General features: G+C 60.1%; 20 protein-coding genes and 1 tRNA gene. 7 read left to right on the plus strand and 14 right to left on the minus strand.

The window, feature by feature from the left end; translation table 11 throughout:
- Positions 1-82 precede the first annotated feature (82 nt).
- The 12 genes from visR to QSK43_RS00880 form a co-directional block, all read right to left on the minus strand.
- Entirely contained in the window at positions 83-784 is a 702-nt protein-coding gene (gene visR, locus QSK43_RS00825) for a transcriptional regulator VisR (protein WP_045022300.1), read from the minus strand.
- Between the two features lie 58 nt (positions 785-842).
- On the minus strand, positions 843-1,574 hold the full coding sequence (gene visN, locus QSK43_RS00830) for a transcriptional regulator VisN (RefSeq protein ID WP_052679704.1): 732 nt from the start codon (positions 1,572-1,574) through the stop codon (positions 843-845).
- 369 nt (positions 1,575-1,943) lie between these two features.
- Positions 1,944-3,626: a flagellar basal-body MS-ring/collar protein FliF gene (gene fliF, locus QSK43_RS00835; protein ID WP_045022297.1), complete on the minus strand. Its 1,683-nt coding sequence runs from the start codon at positions 3,624-3,626 to the stop codon at positions 1,944-1,946.
- A gap of 143 nt (positions 3,627-3,769) precedes the next feature.
- Positions 3,770-4,153 (minus strand): chemotaxis protein CheT, encoded by a 384-nt coding sequence (cheT, locus tag QSK43_RS00840; protein WP_045022295.1) that lies wholly within the window; start codon positions 4,151-4,153, stop codon positions 3,770-3,772.
- A gap of 14 nt (positions 4,154-4,167) precedes the next feature.
- A complete protein-coding gene (gene cheD, locus QSK43_RS00845; protein ID WP_045022292.1) occupies positions 4,168-4,713 on the minus strand; it encodes a chemoreceptor glutamine deamidase CheD in 546 nt (181 codons plus the stop codon).
- A complete protein-coding gene (cheY2, locus tag QSK43_RS00850) occupies positions 4,710-5,099 on the minus strand; it encodes a chemotaxis response regulator CheY2 (protein ID WP_003493781.1) in 390 nt (129 codons plus the stop codon). Before cheY2 ends, cheD begins: the two co-directional genes overlap by 4 nt.
- Complete coding sequence (gene cheB / locus QSK43_RS00855) at positions 5,099-6,154, minus strand: protein-glutamate O-methylesterase CheB (protein ID WP_045022290.1); 1,056 nt, start codon at positions 6,152-6,154, stop codon at positions 5,099-5,101. The genes cheY2 and cheB overlap by 1 nt, the downstream gene beginning before the upstream one ends.
- Positions 6,151-7,059: a protein-glutamate O-methyltransferase CheR gene (gene cheR / locus QSK43_RS00860; protein WP_332301961.1), complete on the minus strand. Its 909-nt coding sequence runs from the start codon at positions 7,057-7,059 to the stop codon at positions 6,151-6,153. The genes cheB and cheR overlap by 4 nt, the downstream gene beginning before the upstream one ends.
- 12 nt (positions 7,060-7,071) lie before the next feature.
- Positions 7,072-9,327, minus strand: a complete 2,256-nt coding sequence (locus QSK43_RS00865) for a chemotaxis protein CheA (protein WP_332301962.1) — start codon at positions 9,325-9,327, stop codon at positions 7,072-7,074.
- A 16-nt stretch (positions 9,328-9,343) separates the two neighbouring features.
- Positions 9,344-9,709, minus strand: a complete 366-nt coding sequence (gene cheY1 / locus QSK43_RS00870; protein WP_003493773.1) for a chemotaxis response regulator CheY1 — start codon at positions 9,707-9,709, stop codon at positions 9,344-9,346.
- Positions 9,706-10,005: an STAS domain-containing protein gene (locus tag QSK43_RS00875; RefSeq protein ID WP_045022284.1), complete on the minus strand. Its 300-nt coding sequence runs from the start codon at positions 10,003-10,005 to the stop codon at positions 9,706-9,708. Before QSK43_RS00875 ends, cheY1 begins: the two co-directional genes overlap by 4 nt.
- Positions 10,005-11,600 (minus strand): globin-coupled sensor protein, encoded by a 1,596-nt coding sequence (locus QSK43_RS00880; protein ID WP_442967762.1) that lies wholly within the window; start codon positions 11,598-11,600, stop codon positions 10,005-10,007. Before QSK43_RS00880 ends, QSK43_RS00875 begins: the two co-directional genes overlap by 1 nt.
- A 503-nt stretch (positions 11,601-12,103) precedes the next feature.
- On the opposite strand from QSK43_RS00880, the gene QSK43_RS00885 reads away from it, so the two are divergent.
- The 7 genes from QSK43_RS00885 (at position 12,104) to mnhG (ending at position 18,588) form a co-directional block, all read left to right on the plus strand.
- The gene (locus QSK43_RS00885; RefSeq protein WP_332302229.1) at positions 12,104-12,481 is read left to right on the plus strand and encodes a hypothetical protein; all 378 of its coding nucleotides are present in this window, start codon (positions 12,104-12,106) and stop codon (positions 12,479-12,481) included.
- Positions 12,482-12,587: 106 nt separating this feature from the next.
- Positions 12,588-15,506, plus strand: coding sequence for a monovalent cation/H+ antiporter subunit A (locus QSK43_RS00890; RefSeq protein ID WP_332301964.1), 2,919 nt, complete (start codon positions 12,588-12,590; stop codon positions 15,504-15,506).
- Entirely contained in the window at positions 15,506-15,841 is a 336-nt protein-coding gene (locus tag QSK43_RS00895) for a Na+/H+ antiporter subunit C (RefSeq protein ID WP_332301965.1), read from the plus strand. Before QSK43_RS00890 ends, QSK43_RS00895 begins: the two co-directional genes overlap by 1 nt.
- Complete coding sequence (locus tag QSK43_RS00900) at positions 15,838-17,484, plus strand: monovalent cation/H+ antiporter subunit D (RefSeq protein WP_332301966.1); 1,647 nt, start codon at positions 15,838-15,840, stop codon at positions 17,482-17,484. The genes QSK43_RS00895 and QSK43_RS00900 overlap by 4 nt, the downstream gene beginning before the upstream one ends.
- A complete protein-coding gene (locus QSK43_RS00905; protein WP_045022274.1) occupies positions 17,481-17,969 on the plus strand; it encodes a Na+/H+ antiporter subunit E in 489 nt (162 codons plus the stop codon). The genes QSK43_RS00900 and QSK43_RS00905 overlap by 4 nt, the downstream gene beginning before the upstream one ends.
- Positions 17,966-18,247, plus strand: coding sequence for a K+/H+ antiporter subunit F (locus QSK43_RS00910; protein WP_003514989.1), 282 nt, complete (start codon positions 17,966-17,968; stop codon positions 18,245-18,247). Before QSK43_RS00905 ends, QSK43_RS00910 begins: the two co-directional genes overlap by 4 nt.
- On the plus strand, positions 18,244-18,588 hold the full coding sequence (mnhG, locus tag QSK43_RS00915; protein ID WP_045022272.1) for a monovalent cation/H(+) antiporter subunit G: 345 nt from the start codon (positions 18,244-18,246) through the stop codon (positions 18,586-18,588). The genes QSK43_RS00910 and mnhG overlap by 4 nt, the downstream gene beginning before the upstream one ends.
- Positions 18,589-18,895: 307 nt before the next feature.
- Here the strand turns inward: mnhG and QSK43_RS00920 are convergent.
- Positions 18,896-18,971: transfer RNA gene (locus QSK43_RS00920), tRNA-Phe, on the minus strand.
- A 298-nt stretch (positions 18,972-19,269) separates the two neighbouring features.
- The gene (locus QSK43_RS00925; RefSeq protein ID WP_045022270.1) at positions 19,270-19,692 is read right to left on the minus strand and encodes a hypothetical protein; all 423 of its coding nucleotides are present in this window, start codon (positions 19,690-19,692) and stop codon (positions 19,270-19,272) included.
- Positions 19,693-19,795: the final 103 nt, after the last annotated feature.

The raw sequence follows: 19,795 nt of genomic DNA on the forward strand, positions 1-19,795 counted from the left end.
GCCACATCATTCTGGCAGAGACGCCGCAATCAGCTGGCCTAAGGCGGCCAGACTAGCAGGACGGGAAAAGCCCCGTCCGCCATCAATGGATATAGCCGAGCCGTATGGCTTTTGCGATCGCCTGAATGCGATTGACGGAATCGAGCTTGATCGTCGCTGAGCCGAGATAGGCATTGACGGTATGCACCGAGAGCCCGAGCTTCACCGCGATTTCTTCACTGATACGGCCGTCACCCGCCAATTGCAGGCAGGCGATTTCCCTCTCGCTCAATGCTTCCGAGGGTGCCGCCTTGCGCTCGTCCAACGCCAGCATGTCGACCATGATCTCGCAGCATTTGATGTGCTGTTCGATGACGACCTCGTTGTCGAGAACGAGGTTGCTGCCGCAGAAGACGATGTAACCGTTGCCGATGGTGCCCAGCCGCACCGGCAAGGCCAGTCCCGCATAGGGCAATGTGTCGTTCTCGATCCGGCGCAGCAGAGCCGGCACATCGGGAAGATCGGCAAAACCGCCGGCATTCTTGTTGCGCCAGATGACCGGCAACAGCGACGTCTCGATATGATCCAGGAGAATATCGCCAACGGCGCGGATGAACTGCGCGCTCTGCTCGGCGGCGTTCATGCCCCAGTTTTCCAGCTCGCAGGTCAGCTTCTTCTTGTTGGGGAAGCCGGAAGCGGCAGCTTTCGTCACCACGAAATTCCGTGCGCCGACCAGCTTCTGCATGGCGACGAGCTTCGGAAACAGGTCCGACCGGCTCGTCACGACAGGGCTGCGGAAAAACATGCCGCTGCTTTGACCCGTGCCCTCATTATCTTTCGTCTGTACCATCGGTCCCGACCACTTATACGAGGTTGTTGCGCACGGCGTAGGCGATTGCCTCCGACCGGGTTTTCGTCGCGGTTTTCCGCATCACGCTTGTAATGTAATTATTGATCGTATTGCGCGAAATGCCAAGTATCATCGCAATTTCGTCGCTTGTCTTGCCTTCCGCGATCCAGAACAGGCACTCAAGCTCGCGCTCGGTGAGATCGATATCCCGCACGGCCTTTGCTTCGCTGGCAATGCCGAAGCTGACGCAATAACCCGTCAGAAGCGCGATTTCGCGCAGACGCTCCGGCGAAGGAACCGAATGTTCCGGAAACAGCAGCAGAAGCGAAAGACGGATGCGGCCCACGCAGAAGGCCAGCGCCGAATATTGCCGGTCAATGCCAAAGGGAACAGAAACGTCATTGGGAAGCATCAGCAATCGCGGCTGAAGAAGCGAAAGGCATTTTTCCATTTCGCTCGATCTGTTCTGGCTGTTGGCCAGTTCCGCGCCAAGCCTGCGCACCAGATCGAAAGGCCAGTCGGACGTGATGATGAATTTCAGTCCGGTTTCTTCGAGAAGATCTTCCCGCGCCAGCAGATAATGCGAGGCGCCGGCGTAGGTTACGAGCAAATCCAGCGCGCCTGCAACGTTACCGGCGGCGGCCGTAGCTGCGACGTTCTTGGCAAGCTGGTCGCGTGGCAAGGGCTTACCCATGCCCTCCATAGGCTTGGCAGACAGCCTGCGGATATCAACATCGACTTTCAATCGCCTACGCCCTCTTGCTCCCAGTGGGAGATTATACCTCGGGATGGAATCATTCCATTCGAGAAGTTTACCAAAATGGGACGGCAAACCCCCGGAGACCGAATCACTTCATTTTATGGAACGAACCGGGATTTGCCATTACCTGACACCAGCCTTTCCACGTATTTCCTTGTTCGTCTATTCCTAAAAAACATACTGAAAAGCTGACCAATCCATAAACGGCATTCTCAGCCTATTCCCAGCAAACTGTATCGTTGCTGAATTTTTTGTAAACAGTGTCCCGAAATGAGAATGCACCCGCTGGCCGGACAAAGATACCAGAAAGCCCGAAAATGAGCAAAAGGCCGGGTAAACCCGGCCTTTTCAAAATCACGCTGCTTTTTCCACCGCCCATTTGCGAAGGATCTTGGCTGCTCTTTCCTCGCTGATTTCCACCATGCGGGAGAGCCTGCGTTCGGGTCCTTCGCGAACCCGGCGGTTGAAGGTACCCTCGCTGTCGCCACCCGCCAGTAGATCGTCGGTGCTGTCGAAGCCGAAATCTGCTCCGAAACCTTCCATGAGACCGCCTGCACCCGCATCCATGCCGGGAGAGAAATCCGGCAGTTCGAGGCCGGCCGCCTCCTGGCCGATCTGGCCTGCCGCCGAACCGTTGCCGGTAACCGTGCGGACCAGAGGACGTACACCGAGCCAGACGACGAGGAAAGCGACGGCGACGAAGGCGAGCGAGTTGATGATGCCGGCGGAATTGCGGCTCAGCACTTCCATGATGCCCGGCCCACTTACGGCCTCGTCCAGCAATTGCGTTTCCAGGAAGTCCATCGCCGTCAGCGTGACGATATCGCCGCGATCGGAGGAAATGCCTGCGGCCGAGGTTACGATCTTCTGCATCTCGGCAAGATAGGCGTCGATCTTGGCCTGATCGACAGGTTCGCCGACCATCTTGGCAATGCGACCCTTGTTGACGACCACCGCGACCGAAATCTTCTCGACGGTATAGCCGTTCTTGACCGTGGCGACCGTTTTGGAATTGATCTCGTAGTTGGTCTGTTCTTCCTTCTTGGCCGACTGGTCCGAAGACTGCGGGCCGCCGGCCCCGCCCTGAGGGGCTGCCTGCGGTACGTTCTGTTCCACGGTCGCTGCCGTATCGGGCTGCGTTTCCTGGGACTTCTGGTCTTCCTTCACCGTGCGGACGGAGCGCTCGACGCGCGATTCCGGATCGTAGACGGTTTCCTGAATCTGCCGGCTGTCTGTATTGAGCTGCGCCGTCACGCTGGAGCGGAAATTGTCCATGCCGAGGAAAGGCGCCAGCGCCTTGTCGATATTGGTCGTGATTTCCTGCTGAACGTTCTGCGCCAGTGTCAGCGAGCGGTTCATGGCGGCATTGGTGACGTCGTCACCGGAAGCGAGAAGCTGACCGGTCGAATCGAGCAGGGTCACGTCATCGACCTCAAGGCCGGGAACGGCCGAGGCGACGAGGTGGCGGATGGAGGCGGAGGCCTTGCGCCCGGCGGTGGCATTGGCGCGGATCATGACCGATGCGGTGGGCTTCTGCTCGCCACGGCGGAAATTGCCGACGTCAGGCATGACGATATGGACGCGTGCGGCCGCAATGCCGTCGATCTGCTGAATGGAGCGGCTGATCTCGCCTTCAAGGGCGCGCACCCGCGTCACTTCCTGCATGAAAGAGGTCAGGCCGAGAGAGCCGACATTGTCGAAAAGCTCATAACCGGCATTGGCGCTGTCGGGCAGGCCACGCTCGGCCAGAAGCAGCCGTGCCTTGCTGGTGAGGCCGACCGGAACCTGAAGGCTGGTGCCATCAATTCCGACCTGGAAGTCCAGCCCCGCTTCGGCGAGTGAAATGCTGATCTTGTTGAGGTCGCTTTTCTCAAGTCCCACATAGAGGGTCTCGTAAGCGGGACGGTTCACGTAAAGTGCTGCCGCAAGGATAATGGCCATGGACAAAACGCCCACGCCGCCCAGCATCAGCAGCCGTGTCTGACCCAGCGCCGCGACATTCTTCAAGACCTGAGGGATTTGATTTAACAGATTCATTCTGTTCCGCACCGTCATTCATAGAGTCCGAGGCCTTTTGGCCCCGTAGTGACAATAGGGTGCGAAGCTTGCGCGAGCGTTGCCTTTTCCCGCAATCTAAGAAGAGGAAGGTGCCGCGAGGATGAATGGTGCTGGAATGCCGTCTAGAACAGGTCGAAGTCGCCGGAGGCTTTGTCGAGCGGTTGCGAATGGCCATGGCGGAACGCAGCACCGAGCGCCTTTTGCATTTCGGCAAGCTTGACGAGGCTGAGCGCAGTGCTGACATCCACGATCCAATGACCGGGAATGGAGCCGGTGACGGTATCGATAAACTCGGCAAGACCGCGGGTTTTCTGAACGGCGAGGTCGATGCCCTGCAGCAGCTTGACGCCGTCACTGGACAATTCTCCGCTGGTCACCTCCAGCAATTGCGGCTCGATGCGCTCGATCAGATAGGCGACATCGTGCAGCTCCGATACCACACGCATCAGAACCTCTGGCAAGGCTTCTTCGAACGGAGCGGCGGCGGTGTTGTTTGCAATCTGCATTGGAAACTCCGTGACTAGAAAAATTCGATGTCGTTGGCGACGGGCTTGGGCACCGGCACCGGACGTGTTTCCATGGCGACCGTCTTCTGGGTTTCCGCGCCGCTGAGCGGATGCTGCCGCGCACGCCCCGAGACCGGCCAGAACTCGATCTTGCGGCCATGGTCTCCACCCGTGGAGGAGCTTATGACCGGAATGCCTTCATCCTTCAAAAACTGCATGGCGAAGATGGCGTTCTGTTCGCCGACATTGGAAAAGCTGGCAATCGTCTTCGCGCCGCCGAAAACCTTGGCTTCCAGCCGGTCGCGGCGGGCGCCCTGCTTGAGAAGGCCGTTGATCAGAAGTTCCATGAGATGCACGCCGTAACGCGTCGCATCTCCGCCGGTCACACTGCCCGTTCCCGGCAGCAGGAAGTGGTTCATCCCCCCGATGCCGGCAACGGGATCTCTCAGACAGGCGGCCACGCACGAACCGAGTATCGTCGTCATGACCACGTCGGGATCACTGACAACCTTATACTCGCCCTGAATGATATGTACGCGCTTGGCCGCAGCTTCGATCATTTCAACGATCCGAAAACCGCTTCGATGGCTGCACGCATCTTGTCGATGGTGAAGGGCTTGGCCAACACGTTGTTTGCGCCGAGCTGCGCCGCCTTCTGCACCAGCGCGCGGTCACCCTGCGCCGTGAGGATGATGAAGGCCGCCTTCTTGGTGGTGGGGTTGGCCCGCACGGCGTGCAGGAAACCCAGACCGTCCATCTTCGGCATGTTGAAATCGGAGATGACGAGATGATGGGGCTGCTGCTCCATGATCTTCAATCCCTGCTCGCCATCGCCAGCGGCAGTGATCTGCTTGAAGCCGAGCTGTGTCAGCGCATCGCTGAGCAGCAGCCGGCTGGTCACCTGATCGTCGACGATCAGAACTTTGATCTTTTCTGCGAGAGACATTAGTCAGCACCTTCTTTGCGGGCAGTGGTTAGTTTCAGGATTTCTTCGCCGATTGAAGCCAACGGCAATTGCTGTTCGACGGCGCCAAGCTCAAAGGCCACTCTGGGCATGCCGTAGACGACACATGTTTTTTCGTTCTGGCCGACGGTGCGCGCACCGGCATGCCGCATTTTCAGCAGCCCGGCCGCACCATCCCGGCCCATGCCGGTGAGAATGACGCCGACGGCGTTACGCCCGGCAAGCTCGGCCACCGAATCGAACAGGACATCGACGGAGGGGCGATGGCCGTTGACCGGGTCGCGCTCGATGAGCCGGCAGCAGGGGGCATTCCGATTGGATATCTGCAAGTGGCGTTCGCCGCCCGGCGCGAGATAGATCTTGCCGGTTTGCAGGCGTGCGCCATCCGTCGCTTCTTCCACGACGGGCGCGCAGATGCGGTTCAGTCTTTCCGCGAAGCTCTTGGTGAATGTCGGCGGCATATGCTGGGTGATAACGGTCGGCGGACAATTGGCCGGAAATTTCTGGAGCACGGCGATCAGGGCTTCGACACCACCCGTCGATGAGCCGATGGCCACGACTTTGCGGCCGGCCCGATAGTCGCTGACGGGCATCGGCTGCGGCGCCGCAACGTTTTCCGGGCGCGTCGCGCGGTAGGCGGCGTGTTGCGACCGCGCGGCCGCCTTCACCTTGTCGGCCAGGTCGCCGAAGGGGCGCGCATCGCCGGGAGCCGGCTTGCCGACACAGTCGAAAGCACCGATTTCAAGCGCGGCAAGTGAGGCATCCGCGCCGCGGTGTGTCAGGGACGAGACCATGATGACCGGCATCGGCCGCAGGCGCATGATCTTTTCGAGAAATTCGAGGCCGTTCATTTCCGGCATCTCGATATCGAGCGTCACGACATCCGGATTGAGCTGCTTGATGGCGGCGCGCGCCTCCATGGCGTTGCCGGCCTGCCCCACCACCTCGACCTCCGGATCGGCCTTGAGGACGGCGGAAATCAGGCCGCGCATCGTTGGAGAGTCATCGACGACGAGTACCCGTGCGAGCGCGCTCATGCCTTCCTCCCCGACGTATGACCAATGTAGCGGTAGGTGGTGATGCCCGTATTGTCGAACAGGTTCTTGGCGTCGCCGGACACTCTTTCGGAATGCCCGATATAAAGATGACCGCCCTCCGGCAGCAGGCCTGCGAAACGCGACCAGATGCGCATCTGCGTCGGCTCATCGAAATAGATGACGACGTTGCGGCAGAAGATGACGTCGAAATTGCCCTTGAAGGGCCATTGCGTCATCAGGTTCAATTCGTTGAAAGTGATGAGACGCTTGACCTTGTCGTCGATGCGGAACTTGCGGCGACCGCCGGCATCGACCTCGGTGAACCATTGCTTGCGCATGGCCGGAGATACGGTTTCGAGCGCGTTGTCGTCGTAGACGCCGGCGCGGGCCTGCGCCAATATCTTCGGATCGATATCCGTCGCGAGGATCTTGAAATCGTAATCCGCCGCATTCGGAAACATGGCGAGAACGGTGAGCGCAATCGAATAGGGTTCCTGCCCGTCGGAACAGGCGGCCGACCAGATGCGGACACGCCCGCCGGTCTTCGCCCTTGCGATAAGGCCCGGCAGGACTTCGTCGCGCAGATGTTCGAAATGATGGTTCTCGCGGAAGAAGCGGGTGAAATTCGTCGTCAGATGCGACAGCATTTCGCGCCGTGCGTGCGCGCCATCCGGCGAGGACACCAATGCGCAATATTCGCGAAAGCCGGAAAGTCCGAGATTGCGAATGTGCTTCGACAGGCGTGAATAGACCAGCGACGCCTTGGTGTCGTTGAGATAGATGCCCGCATCGGCGTAGATCATCGCCGCAATCTCCGCCAGATCGCGTCTCGTCAGCGGGTATTCACCGCTGGCGAGAACATCGTCGGGGGACTGGCGCTGATCGCTGAGGTTAAGTGCTGCCATGGATGTTCGCCCTCAACCCGTCGCCGCGAGTGACATTTCCTGCTTCAGCGGCTGTCCGCGCGACGCGCTGACGATGGCGTCGACATCCAGGATGAGAGCGACACGTCCGTCACCCAGAATGGTGGCGGCGGCAATGCCCGGAACATGGGTATAGTTGGCTTCCAACGACTTGATGACGACCTGGCGCTGGCCCTGGATCGCATCGACCATCAAGGCGCGCTGGCCGCCGCCTTCTGATTCCACCAGAAGCGCCACGCCTTCGACCGGATCGGCCTGGGTCGGACGGAAGTTCAGAACGCGTCCGACGTCGACCAGCGGGCAGAAGGAGTTGCGGATGGAGATCAGCCGCTGATTGGCGCCGAAAGAGTGGATGTTCTTCACTTCCGGCTGCAGGGTTTCCACGATTGCGGTCAACGGAACGACCAGCGTCTGTCCGGCCACCGTCACCACCATGCCGTCGAGAACGGCAAGCGTCAGCGGCAGGCTCATGGTGAAGGTCGAGCCAATACCGGGGCGCGAGGAGATATTGATGCGGCCGCCAAGCGCCTGAATGGAACGCTTGACCACATCCATGCCGACACCACGGCCGGAAATGTCGGAAATCTTGTCCGCCGTGGAAAAGCCCGGAGCGAAGATCAGATTGTCGATTTCCTCATCGGTCAGGTTCGCATCGGCGGCAATGAGATCGTTGTCGATCGCCTTCTGGCGAACGCGTTCGCGGTTGATGCCCGCGCCATCGTCCTGAAGCTCGATCAGGATACGGCCCGACCGGTGCTTGGCGGAAAGCTTGATGGTGCCTTCGGGGTTTTTGCCCGCCGCTTCGCGTTTCTCAGGTGTTTCGATGCCGTGGTCGACGGCATTGCGGATCATGTGGGTCAAAGGTTCGGCCAGCTTGTCGATGACCGTCTTGTCGACTTCCGTGTTCTCGCCTTCGGTAACGAGGCGGATCTGCTTGCCGATCATGTCCGCAACTTCGCGGACGATACGGGACATGCGCTGGAACACCGGCTTGACCGGCTGCGCACGGATAGCCATGACGCTGTCCTGGATTTCGCGCGTCAATTGCTGGAGTTCGTCCAGCCCCATATTGACGGCGGAGGTGCCGCTCGCATCGTTTTCGATGACGCTCTGCGACAACATCGCCTGGTTGATGACGAGTTCGCCAACAAGGTTGATAAGGCGATCGACACGGTCGAGATCGACGCGGATGGTCTGGCCGGCGCTTGCATTGGCCGCCGCATTTGCGTTTGCCTGGGCTGCGACGGGCGCAGCCGCCGCCTCGCGCTTTTCGATGGCGGCATTGACGCTCCGGGCGATCTGCGTCGTCGCAACGGCAGCCTCGACTGTTGCGGCAACGTAAGACTCTTCCACCACGGGGGTCGCGACGGCGGGTTCCTCTTCCGCGTCACTGTCGAGAGCCGACAGGTCGAACGGAACCGGGATCATCGGAAGCTCTTCCTCGTCACCTGCGGCATCCGAAACAACCGGCACGATTTCGAGATCGCAATCCCATTCGGCGAATTCGAAGACGCTGCGGATACCCTCTTCACCCTTGTCGGTCGTGATCGAAACCGTCCAGGAGAGATAGGACGCTTCAGGATCGAGCTTGTCGAGCGCGGGCAGTTCCGACAGGTCGCAATTGACGCTCATCTCGCCGATGCGCGAAAGATCGCGCAGGAGAAGTGCTGCTTCGTTGCCTTTCGAATAAAGCGAGGCATGCGGCTTGAAGGTGATCTGGAAGGACGGCGCTTCCATCAACGGCGTGGTTTCGTCGGCAAAGTCCGAGAAGGAGAACGGGACCGGCTCAAAGCCGCTATCGTCCGTCGGCTTGGCCGCGACGGGTTCCGGCATCTTGACGGCGACCGGCGCGGAGGCCTGCACGGTTTCGCCGTTTGCCAGCGCTTCCAGCTCCTTAACGAGGCCACGGGTACGGCTTTCGTCGACGCTGCCGCCGTCTCTTGCCGCATTGGTCAGGTCCGCCAGGACGTCGGCGGAACGCAGCATGATTTTCAGGACGTCCTGCGACGGCTCCAGCTTGTTGGAGCGAACGCAGTCGAGGGTCGTTTCAAAAACGTGGGCGAAGGCCACGAGATCATCGAGACCGAAGGCACCCGCGCCGCCCTTGATGGAATGAACGGCACGGAAAACGGCGTTGACGGTTTCCGGGTCACGGTCGCCGTCATTCAATTTAAGAAGTCCTGTTTCCAGTTCAGCGAGCTGTTCCTCGCATTCCTGGAAAAAGATTTCCTTGATTTCGTTCATATCCATCGTGAAATTTCCCGTGTCAGGCAGTTACGCGTTCAATGGCATCGATGAGTTTCGCAGGGTCGAACGGCTTGACGATCCAGCCGGTCGCACCGGCCTGACGGGCGCGGTTCTTCTTCTCTGCATCACTTTCGGTCGTCAGAACGAGGATCGGTATGGCGCGGTACTTTTCGTTGCGCCGCACACCCTCGATAAAGCCGAAACCGTCGAGACGGGGCATGTTGATATCAGTCACGATGACATCGGGGTTGCTCTGTTCGAGCACTTCGAGGCCCTCGATGCCGTCTTCGGCCTGAATGGTCTCGAAACCGGCATTGTTGAGCGTGACCAGGAGCATGTTCCTGATCGTTCTGGAATCGTCCACGGTAAGAACTTTTTTCTTCACTGCTTTATCTCCTTCAGGAGCAAATGATCGATTTCGACGCCTATCAGTTTCATGGTCTTGTCGAATGCATCGGACACTTTGGCAAAACCGAACCGCTTGCCGTCCTCCTCCCAGGATTTCGCGCCGGCCATGAGGACCTGGGCGCAAAGTGCGCCGATACGCTCGACCTCGGACGCATCGACCGACAACGGAGCTCCCCTCAGCGTCATCAGCTTGCCGTGCAGCGCCGATGCCTCGTTGAGATCCAGCACCGGTGACAGTTTCAGTGTCGCCTCAGCTGCTTTTCTGGCTGCCATTACATGACTCCTTGGCGTCTGAATTGTTGGTGTTCCGTGCGGTTGTCCCCACGGGCCATAAATGATGTGTTCTGCCGATCCGCAGCCGCGACCGCTTTCGCCTGTTCCTGACGGGCGATGCGGAATTCGCGGATGGTGCGGCCGAGTTCCAGAATGACGGTATGAAGCGCGTCGGCCTCGGATGCGCCCTCGCCCATATCGGCGGCGTTCCGGCCGGCCTGCCGTTGCTGATCGTCGATATCGGCGGCGACCGATTGCAATTCGCCGGCGTGCTCGGCGGTGTGCCGGGAGACCTCAGTGATCATGTCGTTGATGCCGGACACCTGCCGGACGACCCCGCCGATTGCCTCCTGCGTGCGGTTGACCATGTGCACGCCGCCCTCGACCTGCTTTTTCGTGGAGCCGACGAGGCTTTTGATTTCTCTTGCGGCGTCGGCGGAACGCTGGGCCAATGCCCGGACTTCCTGCGCGACGACGGCGAAACCGCGTCCGCTATCACCTGCGCGCGCCGCCTCGATGCCGGCATTGAGGGCCAGCAGGTTCGTCTGAAAAGCGATCTCGTCGATCGTGCCGATGATCCGGCCGATCTGCTCGGCGGATTGCTCGATATCCGACATGGCGTTTATCGCCTCGCCGATTGCCTTGCCGCTTTCGACCGCCGCCTCGCGGGCACGGGAAACCGCAGTCTCCGCCGCCGAAATGCGGACGCCGTTTTCGGCAACATCCCCGATCATCGTCTGGATCGCACGGGAGGTTTCGGCAAGGGCTGCGGCCTGTTGCCGGGAGCGCTCCGCCATGGAACGGCCGATATCGGCAAACCGCGCGCTCAACGCCTCGGCCTCGCCGATACCGTTTTGGGCGGATATCAGCGACGCGCCGATCGTCTCCAGCGCCGTGTTGAAGGAAGCTGCAACGTCCAGATAAGCTTCGGGCACATCGCCGCCGATGCGGGCCTGCAAATCGCCTGCGGCAAAGGATGTCAGCGCCTCGCCCAGCAATTTTGCCGCTTCCGAGCGGTCGTTGTCGCGCTGTTCCGCCAGTTCCCGACCGTGGCGCAGGCGCAATTCGTTAAAGCGCAGCGATACGGCGATCTCGGTGTCGACCATCACCAGACGGACGACATTTTTCACGGCTTCCGCCAGCTCGCGGTTTTTCTTGCGGCTGCCGGGCAGGATCGAGCGCGGCGCGTGTTCAGCCACCAGTCCGCCGAGCAGATGTTCCAGAACGATTGCGTGGCTGGCGATCTGCCAGCGCGGATCGAGGCCCATGCGGCCGGCATTGTCGGAAAGAACCTTCACCCGTTCGGCATAGAGCGCATCGAAACGCGCATCGGTGAGCACGCTCCAGTGCGAGGATTGCAGATCGTGCAGGCGGTCGAGCTGGTTGTCGCTTTCGAAAGACGGAGAACAGTCCGGCATGGACTGGAAACGGTTCATCACGTCGCGCAGGCCCGCCTTGACGTAAGGCTCCAGCATGCTGCGATAATTGCGCAGGAAATCGGATTGCGTCTCATCCAGACCGGCAAAACGCAGCCGTCCCGCCAGGCTGGCGCCTGCCGATCTCCGCGCTTGATCTGATGGCAAATCCTGCCCCAACCGACGTCCCCAATAAATGACGGCCGGTAAAAACCCGGCCAATTGGCCAAGGTTCAGAACGCCAGCACCCTAAGGGGGATTTTTGAACGAACACACCCATCGCGGACGATGTGGCATCGACGCTTGCCTGACCTTCTTGAACCAAGAAACGAAAATACCGGATCGGGCCCGGTACGGCAGTGCGGCGTCATGCCTGGAAGGGGAGAAACCCCATTCCGCCGTGGAAATACCATCAATCTTTATGGTTAATTCCTTGCTTGAAAGTTAAGAAACATGGGTACCGACGTCAAACGGTAAAATTTGTAAAAGCTTTTAGCCATTGCCGCCCTTACTTTGCCGCAAACAGGCAAAAACGAAAAGGAATCGAAGCCTCGCACGGTTTTTCCGGCCTGTGCGCTGGACAAGCATGTCCGGCTTCCCCTAAAACAAATCAACGGGATATTCGCTCAGCGGTGATGCTTTAAAGAGACCTTTACGATCAAGGAGATGCCAACTTGTTATGGATGGAGAAATGCCGCTGTTCAAGGCGCCATCCGCAAGTGTTGATCGGCCTCGTGGTCGCAAGCCTGCTCGTCATCATCGGCTTTCAGGCCCCTTCCGGCATGAAGACCGTTTCCAAGACCAGCCGTCTGGAGCGATTGCAGACCGTCGATCTCGGCCACTCCCCGTCACTTCGCGATAGAGAGTGCAACAGCGGCGGCGATTACGGCTGCAAGGCCGGCGAAACCGGCTCAGGGCTTCGCCCCGGTGCTTTTCCTTCAGACGCCCTGCGGCTCACCAGTGAGGCCAAACCGGCGGTCACACCTGTTGCCGTTACGCTACAATCTTTCCGAGACTTTGCGAGCGTGGTTCCAAGAGCGCCCCCGCATATTATCTCTTAGCCATTCCGGCGGTCCTCATCATTCGGTTTCTTGTGAGCCTTGAGGGATCGGAGTCGTCGGAAACCCGCCGTAGGCTCCAATTCCAGAGAGAAACCCGCCGCCGCATATGACACTTGCAACCATTCTTCCATTTATCGTCGCATTGCCGTTCGTCGGCGCTATCCTCACGGCTTTCATGCCGCGCGACGGTGCGGCCGCCGGTCCGGCCTCCGTCGCAGGCGCCGTCGCCCTCTTCGGCCTTGTCGCCAGCATGTTTCTTTATTCGACCGTCAGTGACGGCGGCGCGCTGAAATACGACGTGGAATGGCTGCCGCAGCTGGGGCTCAATTTCACCCTGCGGCTGGACGGATTTGCCTGGATTTTCGCGATCCTTATTACCGGCATCGGTCTGCTCGTGGTCCTCTACGCCCGATATTACATGTCGGCCGAAGATCCGATCCCGCGTTTCTTCGCGTTTCTGCTCGCCTTCATGGGCTCGATGCTCGGCATCGTCCTGTCCGGCAATGTCATCCTGCTGTCGATCTTCTGGGAGATGACCAGCATCTTCTCGTTCCTGCTGATCGGCTACTGGCACCAGAACGCCGGTGCGCGTGACGGCGCACGCATGGCGCTGACCGTGACCGGCATCGGCGGTTTCAGCCTGCTTGCCGGACTGCTTATCCTCGGCCACATGGCGGGAAGCTACGATCTCGACAGGATTATCGAGGCCGGCGCCGCAATCCGCGCCCATTCGCTTTATCTGCCCGCGCTTATCCTCATTCTGGGCGGCGCACTGACGAAGAGCGCACAGTTTCCGTTTCATTTCTGGCTACCCAACGCCATGGCTGCGCCCACGCCCGTTTCGGCCTATCTGCATTCGGCGACCATGGTGAAAGCAGGGGTTTTCCTGCTGGCGCGGTTCTGGCCGGTGCTGGCAGGCACACCGGAATGGTTCTGGCTGGTGGGCGTGGCCGGCGTCATCACGCTGCTGCTCGGCGCTTATTTCGCCATGTTCCAGCAGGACCTGAAAGGGCTTCTGGCCTATTCGACCATCAGCCATCTTGGCCTCATCACCACGCTTCTCAGCCTCGGCAGCCCGCTTGCGGCGGTTGCGGCCATCTTCCACATGGTCAACCACGCCACCTTCAAGGCCTCGCTTTTCATGGCGGCCGGCATCATCGACCATGAAACCGGCACCCGCGACATGCGGCGACTAAGCGGGCTTTACACCTATATGCCAGCAACCGCGACGCTCGCCATGGCGGCAAGTGCGGCAATGGCCGGTGTACCCCTGTTCAACGGCTTCCTCTCCAAGGAAATGTTCTTTGCCGAGTCCGTCGAAACCCATGCCGACTCGCTGCTGGACCGGGCGCTGCCCTATGTCGCAACGCTTTCGGGCGCGTTTGCCGTCGCCTATTCGCTGCGCTTCATCCACACGGTTTTTTTTGGTCCCAAGCCCGTCGACCTGCCGAACCCCAATCCGCACGAGCCGCCGCGCTGGATGCGCTTCCCGATCGAGTTCCTGGTCTTCGCCTGCCTGATCGTCGGCATCGTTCCGAGCCTGTCGATCGGCCCGTTCCTGCATTCGGCCGTGCTCTCGGTACTCGGCCCGCAGACGCCCGTCTACAGTCTGTCGATCTGGCACGGTTTCAACCTGCCGCTCATCATGAGTATCGCTGCACTCGTCGGCGGCGTTACGATCTACGCCCTGCTCGGCGGCTATTTCTCACGCTGCGACGACGGTCCGCCGGTCTTCCGGCATTTGCGGGGCCAGCGCATCTTCGAGCGCATTCTTGTCACCGTGTCCTGGAAGTGGGCGCGGTGGCTGGAAAGCACGCTCGGCACCCGGCGTCTGCAGCCGCAGCTGAGGCTTCTGATCCTCGTGGCGCTTCTTGCCGGTTTCTCACCGCTTTTCCTTTCGGAATTTTCACTGTCGCTGCCGCGCGTGACCTCCTTCGATCCGATCTTCGCCATCCTGTGGCTGATCGGCATGATCGCCGCGATGGGTGCGGCCTGGCAGGCGAAATATCACCGCCTCGCCGCCCTCGTCATGCTCGGCGTCTCCGGCCTCGTCACCTGCCTTACCTTTGTCTGGCTTTCCGCGCCGGATCTCGCAATTACCCAGCTGCTGGTGGAAATCGTCACCACGGTTCTCATCCTGCTCGGTCTCAGATGGCTGCCGAAACGTTTCGAGAAGGTCGACAGCAGCGACGAGCTGCCAGCACAGCTTCGCCGCGCCCGTGACTTCCTGCTGGCCGCCGCAAGCGGTATCGGCATGTCCGTCATCGCCTATGCCGTGATGACCCTGCCCGTGCCGAATGCGATTGCGACCTATTTCCTGGAGCGCGCCTATTTGGAAGGCGGCGGCACCAATGTCGTCAATGTCATCCTCGTCGATTTCCGCGGTTTCGACACGTTTGGCGAAATCGCGGTGCTGGCGATCGTGGCGCTGACCGTCTTTGCGCTGCTTCGCCGTTTCCGCCCCGCGCATGAAAGCATCGGGGTGCCGGAACAGCAGCAGATGCAGAACGCCTTCGATGCCGAACAGCCGGACCGCAGCAAGGGCGACACCGTCCGCGACTATCTCTATGTCCCATCCATCGTGATGCAGTGGATGTTCCCGGTCATCGTGACCTTCTCGATCTTCCTGTTCATCCGCGGACATGATTTGCCCGGCGGCGGCTTTGCGGCCGGCATCACCATGGCGATTGCCTTCCTGCTGCAATATCTGGCCGGCGGCGCACGCTGGGCGGAGGACCGCATTCGCATCCTGCCGTTGCGCTGGATGGGCTTCGGCCTGCTGATGGCGGCATCAACCGGGATCGGATCGTGGTTCTTCGGCTACCCGTTCCTGACCTCGTACTTCCAGTATACGGAGATACCCTATATCGGGAAAATGCCGACGGCATCCGCCCTGCTGTTCGATCTTGGCGTGTTCTCGCTGGTCGTCGGCTCCACCGTTCTTATTCTTATAGCACTGGCACACCAATCGTTGCGTAACTACCGCGTTCGCACGCCTGAAGCCGCAAAAGCGGAGGACGTGTAATGGAACTCATTCTTGCAATCGGCATCGGCGTCATGACCGGCTCGGGTGTCTGGCTGGTTCTGCGCCCGCGCACCTATCAGGTCATCGTCGGGCTTTCGCTGCTGTCTTACGCCGTCAACCTGTTCATCTTCGGCGTCGGCGGCATCAAGACCAATGCGCCGCCGGTGCTGGTCAACGGTGTCGACAGTTCCACGCTCGCCGACCCCGTGCCGCAGGCGCTGGTCTTGACGGCGATCGTAATCGGCTTTGCGACGACCGCGCTTTTCCTCGTCGTGCTGCTTGCCGCCCGCGGCCTGACCGGCACCGACCATGTGGACGGGAGGGAGACGAAATGATGTCATTCCCCTTCCACATCGTCATCGCGCCCATTCTGGTGCCGCTGATCACCGCTGCACTCCTGTTGTTCTTCGACGAGCGCCAGCGCGTGGCAAAAGCCGCCATCAGTCTCACCTCGACCGTCCTGTTGCTGGTTGTCACCATCCTGCTGTTCCGCGAGGTAAACTCGACGGTCAATACAGAGATCGCGGCGGTGGTTTCGAGCGGCGTCTATCTGCTCGGCAACTGGCCGGCACCCTTCGGCATCGTGCTCGTCGCTGACCGCCTGTCCGGGCTGATGGTGCTTTTGACGGCGCTGCTTGCCATTCCGTCGCTGATCTATTCGCTGGCGAAATGGCACAAGGCGGGCGCGCATTTCCATTCGCTGTTCCAGATGATGCTGATGGGCGTCAACGGCGCGTTTCTGACCGGCGACCTCTTCAACCTCTTCGTTTTCTTCGAGGTCATGCTGGCGGCCTCCTACGGCCTTTTGCTGCATGGTTCCGGCCAGCAGCGCGTCAAGGCGGGGTTGCATTACATCGCCATCAACCTCGTCGCGGCGCTGTTCTTCCTGATCGGCGTCAGCCTCATCTATGGCGTCACCGGCACGCTGAACATGGGCGACCTTGCCCACCGCATCGAAGGCCTCAACCCGGACCAGCGCATGCTACTTGAAACCGGCGCTGCGGTTCTCGGTATCGCATTTCTGGTCAAGGCCGGCATGTGGCCGCTCAATTTCTGGCTGCCTTCCGCCTATGGCACCGCTTCCGCGCCTGTCGGCGGGCTGTTTGCGATCATGAGCAAGGTCGGCATCTACGTCATCGCCCGCCTGTCCTTCCTGCTTTTCGGACAGACGGCGGGGGAATCCGCCGGTTTCGGCCATGATGCCCTGCTCGTCGGCGGCATCGCCACCATCATCTTCGGGGCCATCGGCGTTCTGGCGTCGCAGGCGCTTGGCCGGCTGGCCGGGTTTTCGGTTCTGGTGTCTTCGGGAACGCTTCTCGCCGCCATGGGCACCGGCAACCCGACGATTGCCGCCGGCGCGCTCTATTATCTCGTCAGCTCCACACTGACCATCAGCGCCTTTTTCATGCTGATCGAACTGGTGGAGCGCGGGCAGGATGCGGGCGCGAACGTTCTTGCCGTGACCATGGAAGCCTATGGCGAGGGCGAAGAAGAAGACGAGGAAGAAGAAGTCGGCGTGACCATGCCCGGTACGATCGCGGTGCTCGGTGCGTGTTTTGCGGCCTGTGGCATTTTGCTGGCCGGCCTGCCGCCGCTTTCCGGCTTCATCGCAAAATTCTCGATGCTGACCGCCATTCTCAATCCTTCGGGGCTCGGCGCCAATGACAGCGTTTCCACGCTTTCCTGGTGGCTCGTCTTCCTGATCATCTTTGCCGGTTTCGCCTCGTTGATCTCGATGACCCGCGCCGGCATCCGCACCTTCTGGGCCTCCATCGAAGGAACCGTGCCGCGTGTTCTCGTCATCGAAATCGCGCCCATCATGCTGCTGCTTGGACTGACACTTGCCATGACAGTGCAGGCCGGGCCGGTGATGCGCTATATGCAGGAGACAGCCCGTATTCTCGATCTGCCGGCGAGCTACATTCAGGGCGTCATTTCCGCCCCGAGAGCGGGAACGAACCCGGAGGCGCAGCCATGATGAGCCGTGTCCTGCCCTACCCCCTGCTGACGGTTTCGCTGATCTTCTTCTGGATGACGATCAACAGTTTTTCAGCGGGGCATCTGCTGCTCGGCACCGGCGTCGCCCTCATTGCCTCCTGGGCGATGGCGTCGCTGCGGCCGGCCAAGCCGCGTATCCGCAACTGGCACAAGCTCGTCAAGCTGATCGTGATCGTGCTTTACGACATCGTCAGGTCCAATATTTCGGTCGTGAAGATCATTCTGTTCCAGCGCGAAAGAGACCGCAAATCCGGCTTCCTGGCGGTGCCGCTCGATATTCGCGATCCGATGGGGCTGGCCGTCCTGGCGACGATCCTGACCTCGACACCCGGAAGCGCATGGCTCGAATATAATTCCAGCCAGGGCACGCTTCTTCTGCATGTTCTCGACGATGTGGATGAGGCGGCCTGGATTAGCCTTATCAAGAACCGATATGAAAAACTGCTGATGGAGATATTCGAATGAGTTCGATTATCCTTTTCTGGTCATTTTCGCTCGCGCAGCTGATGCTGGCCATCGCCATGACGATTTCCGTCTATCGCATCGCGATCGGGCCGCGCGCCCAGGACCGGGTGCTGGGCGTGGATACGCTCTATGTCAACGCCATGCTGCTCCTGCTGACATTCGGCCTGCGCACCGGCAACGACATCTATTTCGAGGCCTCGCTGCTGATCGCGATCCTCGGCTTCGTCTCCACCGTTGCCCTTTCCAAATTCATGATGCGCGGCGAGGTGATCGAATGAACAGTGCTGCAGAATTCCCGCTCTGGGCCGCCATCCTCGTGGCATTCTTCGTCCTCCTGGGCGCCTCGCTGACGCTGATCGGCACGATCGGCTTTGCCAAGCTCAACAGCTTCTACGAGCGCCTGCATGCGCCCACGCTCGGCACCAGCTGGGGCACCGGCGGCATCGTGATGGCCTCGATCATCTATTTCTCCGTCTCCGGCGACCGCTTCGCCTTCCACGAGATATTCATCGGCATCTTCGTGACGGTGACGACGCCGGTTTCCCTGATGCTGCTAGGGCGCGCAGCACTTTATCGGGATCGGGCGGAGCAGAATTCGGATAATCGGGAGCATCTTTAGCCCCCTCCCCCGACTCAGGGAGTTTTTGCGTGAATCGCTTTCCTGAAGGTCAGGGAAACTCTCCTGCTGCGGGCTGTCCTTACGCCATTCACGATATCCGATTTGCGCGCCGGAATTTCATGTGTCCAGTCGTAACGGCCAGCATCTCCAAGCAAGATGCCTGAGCGAGGGGCAAGCACAACGCCACACATGGCCGGTCCGTGCAAAACCACATGATAGACAGCCACTGATCGAAATCCTTGGCTACACATCGCAAACGGGAAAACCCGGCACGCAGTCAACTCATAAACAATATAATTGAGAAGAATGGTGCCCGGAGGCGGATTTGAACCACCGACACGCGGATTTTCAATCCGCTGCTCTACCAACTGAGCTATCCGGGCACTTCAGGTCCTTGAAGAACCTCCGCTTTTGGCGGGCGGGGCCGTTTTGGTGCCCCGAAAGTGAGCGGGGTTATAACATCTTGTTCGGACATGGCAAGCGCCATGGCGAAGTTTTTTGACAGTTTTTTCACGGCGCCTGTGGATGGCTGGAATACAGGCTCGGTAGAGGACAAATCATGCGTCGACAGCACTGCATTCATCCTCCGCTAAAGCCAGCACCACCTCTTGGCCCGTCCCAGCCGACGCTTTCCACAACGAGCCGCGTCGCCTTTGCGGTGGCAGCGGAAGGGCTGGCTGCTCAAGCTCCTTCCCTGTGGCGTGCGGCAAGGCCGAGGGCGAAAGGCACGATGGCCACCAGCGCCGCCACGACGGGGGAGGAAGCGAAGATGCGGCTGGCGAGCGAGGTGACGGCAACGGAGCGCACCACCGTCATCAGGCGCGAATTCTCGCGGTCCTTGTCGTGCCTGATATCTGCGGGTTTATGGCGGACCGGATGGGAGGCGGCCTCCAGCTTTTTCACATCGCGGCGAATTTTTTCCAGCTGTTTGCGGAGATCGTCCAATTCTGCGCGTATCGATGGTTCCGTCGTGGCGGAAGCACGCGCCTGTCGGGCAGCGGGTTTTTCGACCTTCTTCTCCGCAGCCTCTTCGTCCAGCTCAGCCAGATGGTCTTCAAGGTCGGTCGGCTTGTCGAAACCATGAGATCGCAGTGGTGCTTTCATCGCTGTCTCCTGAGGCGTTTTTGATTGGGTTAGCCGGGCGTTCCTCGCCCGATCTCGCCTTTTCAACGCCTCAGCCGGGCAAAGGATGCACATAAAGCGACAT

The sequence above is a fragment of the Rhizobium sp. GR12 genome, assembly GCF_036596185.1.
GTDB lineage: Bacteria > Pseudomonadota > Alphaproteobacteria > Rhizobiales > Rhizobiaceae > Agrobacterium > Agrobacterium nepotum.

Coding starts and splice junctions, on each gene's coding strand:
- visR (WP_045022300.1), bottom strand. CDS start 784: ATGTTTTTCCGCAGCCCTGTCGTGACGAGCCGGTCGGACCTGTTTCCG.
- fliF (WP_045022297.1), bottom strand. CDS start 3,626: ATGAATCTGTTAAATCAAATCCCTCAGGTCTTGAAGAATGTCGCGGCG.
- cheT (WP_045022295.1), bottom strand. CDS start 4,153: ATGCAGATTGCAAACAACACCGCCGCCGCTCCGTTCGAAGAAGCCTTG.
- cheD (WP_045022292.1), bottom strand. CDS start 4,713: ATGATCGAAGCTGCGGCCAAGCGCGTACATATCATTCAGGGCGAGTAT.
- cheY2 (WP_003493781.1), bottom strand. CDS start 5,099: ATGTCTCTCGCAGAAAAGATCAAAGTTCTGATCGTCGACGATCAGGTG.
- cheB (WP_045022290.1), bottom strand. CDS start 6,154: ATGAGCGCGCTCGCACGGGTACTCGTCGTCGATGACTCTCCAACGATG.
- cheR (WP_332301961.1), bottom strand. CDS start 7,059: ATGGCAGCACTTAACCTCAGCGATCAGCGCCAGTCCCCCGACGATGTT.
- QSK43_RS00865 (WP_332301962.1), bottom strand. CDS start 9,327: ATGGATATGAACGAAATCAAGGAAATCTTTTTCCAGGAATGCGAGGAA.
- QSK43_RS00875 (WP_045022284.1), bottom strand. CDS start 10,005: ATGGCAGCCAGAAAAGCAGCTGAGGCGACACTGAAACTGTCACCGGTG.
- QSK43_RS00885 (WP_332302229.1), top strand. CDS start 12,104: ATGGAGAAATGCCGCTGTTCAAGGCGCCATCCGCAAGTGTTGATCGGC.
- QSK43_RS00890 (WP_332301964.1), top strand. CDS start 12,588: ATGACACTTGCAACCATTCTTCCATTTATCGTCGCATTGCCGTTCGTC.
- QSK43_RS00895 (WP_332301965.1), top strand. CDS start 15,506: ATGGAACTCATTCTTGCAATCGGCATCGGCGTCATGACCGGCTCGGGT.
- QSK43_RS00900 (WP_332301966.1), top strand. CDS start 15,838: ATGATGTCATTCCCCTTCCACATCGTCATCGCGCCCATTCTGGTGCCG.
- QSK43_RS00905 (WP_045022274.1), top strand. CDS start 17,481: ATGATGAGCCGTGTCCTGCCCTACCCCCTGCTGACGGTTTCGCTGATC.
- QSK43_RS00910 (WP_003514989.1), top strand. CDS start 17,966: ATGAGTTCGATTATCCTTTTCTGGTCATTTTCGCTCGCGCAGCTGATG.
- mnhG (WP_045022272.1), top strand. CDS start 18,244: ATGAACAGTGCTGCAGAATTCCCGCTCTGGGCCGCCATCCTCGTGGCA.
- QSK43_RS00925 (WP_045022270.1), bottom strand. CDS start 19,692: ATGAAAGCACCACTGCGATCTCATGGTTTCGACAAGCCGACCGACCTT.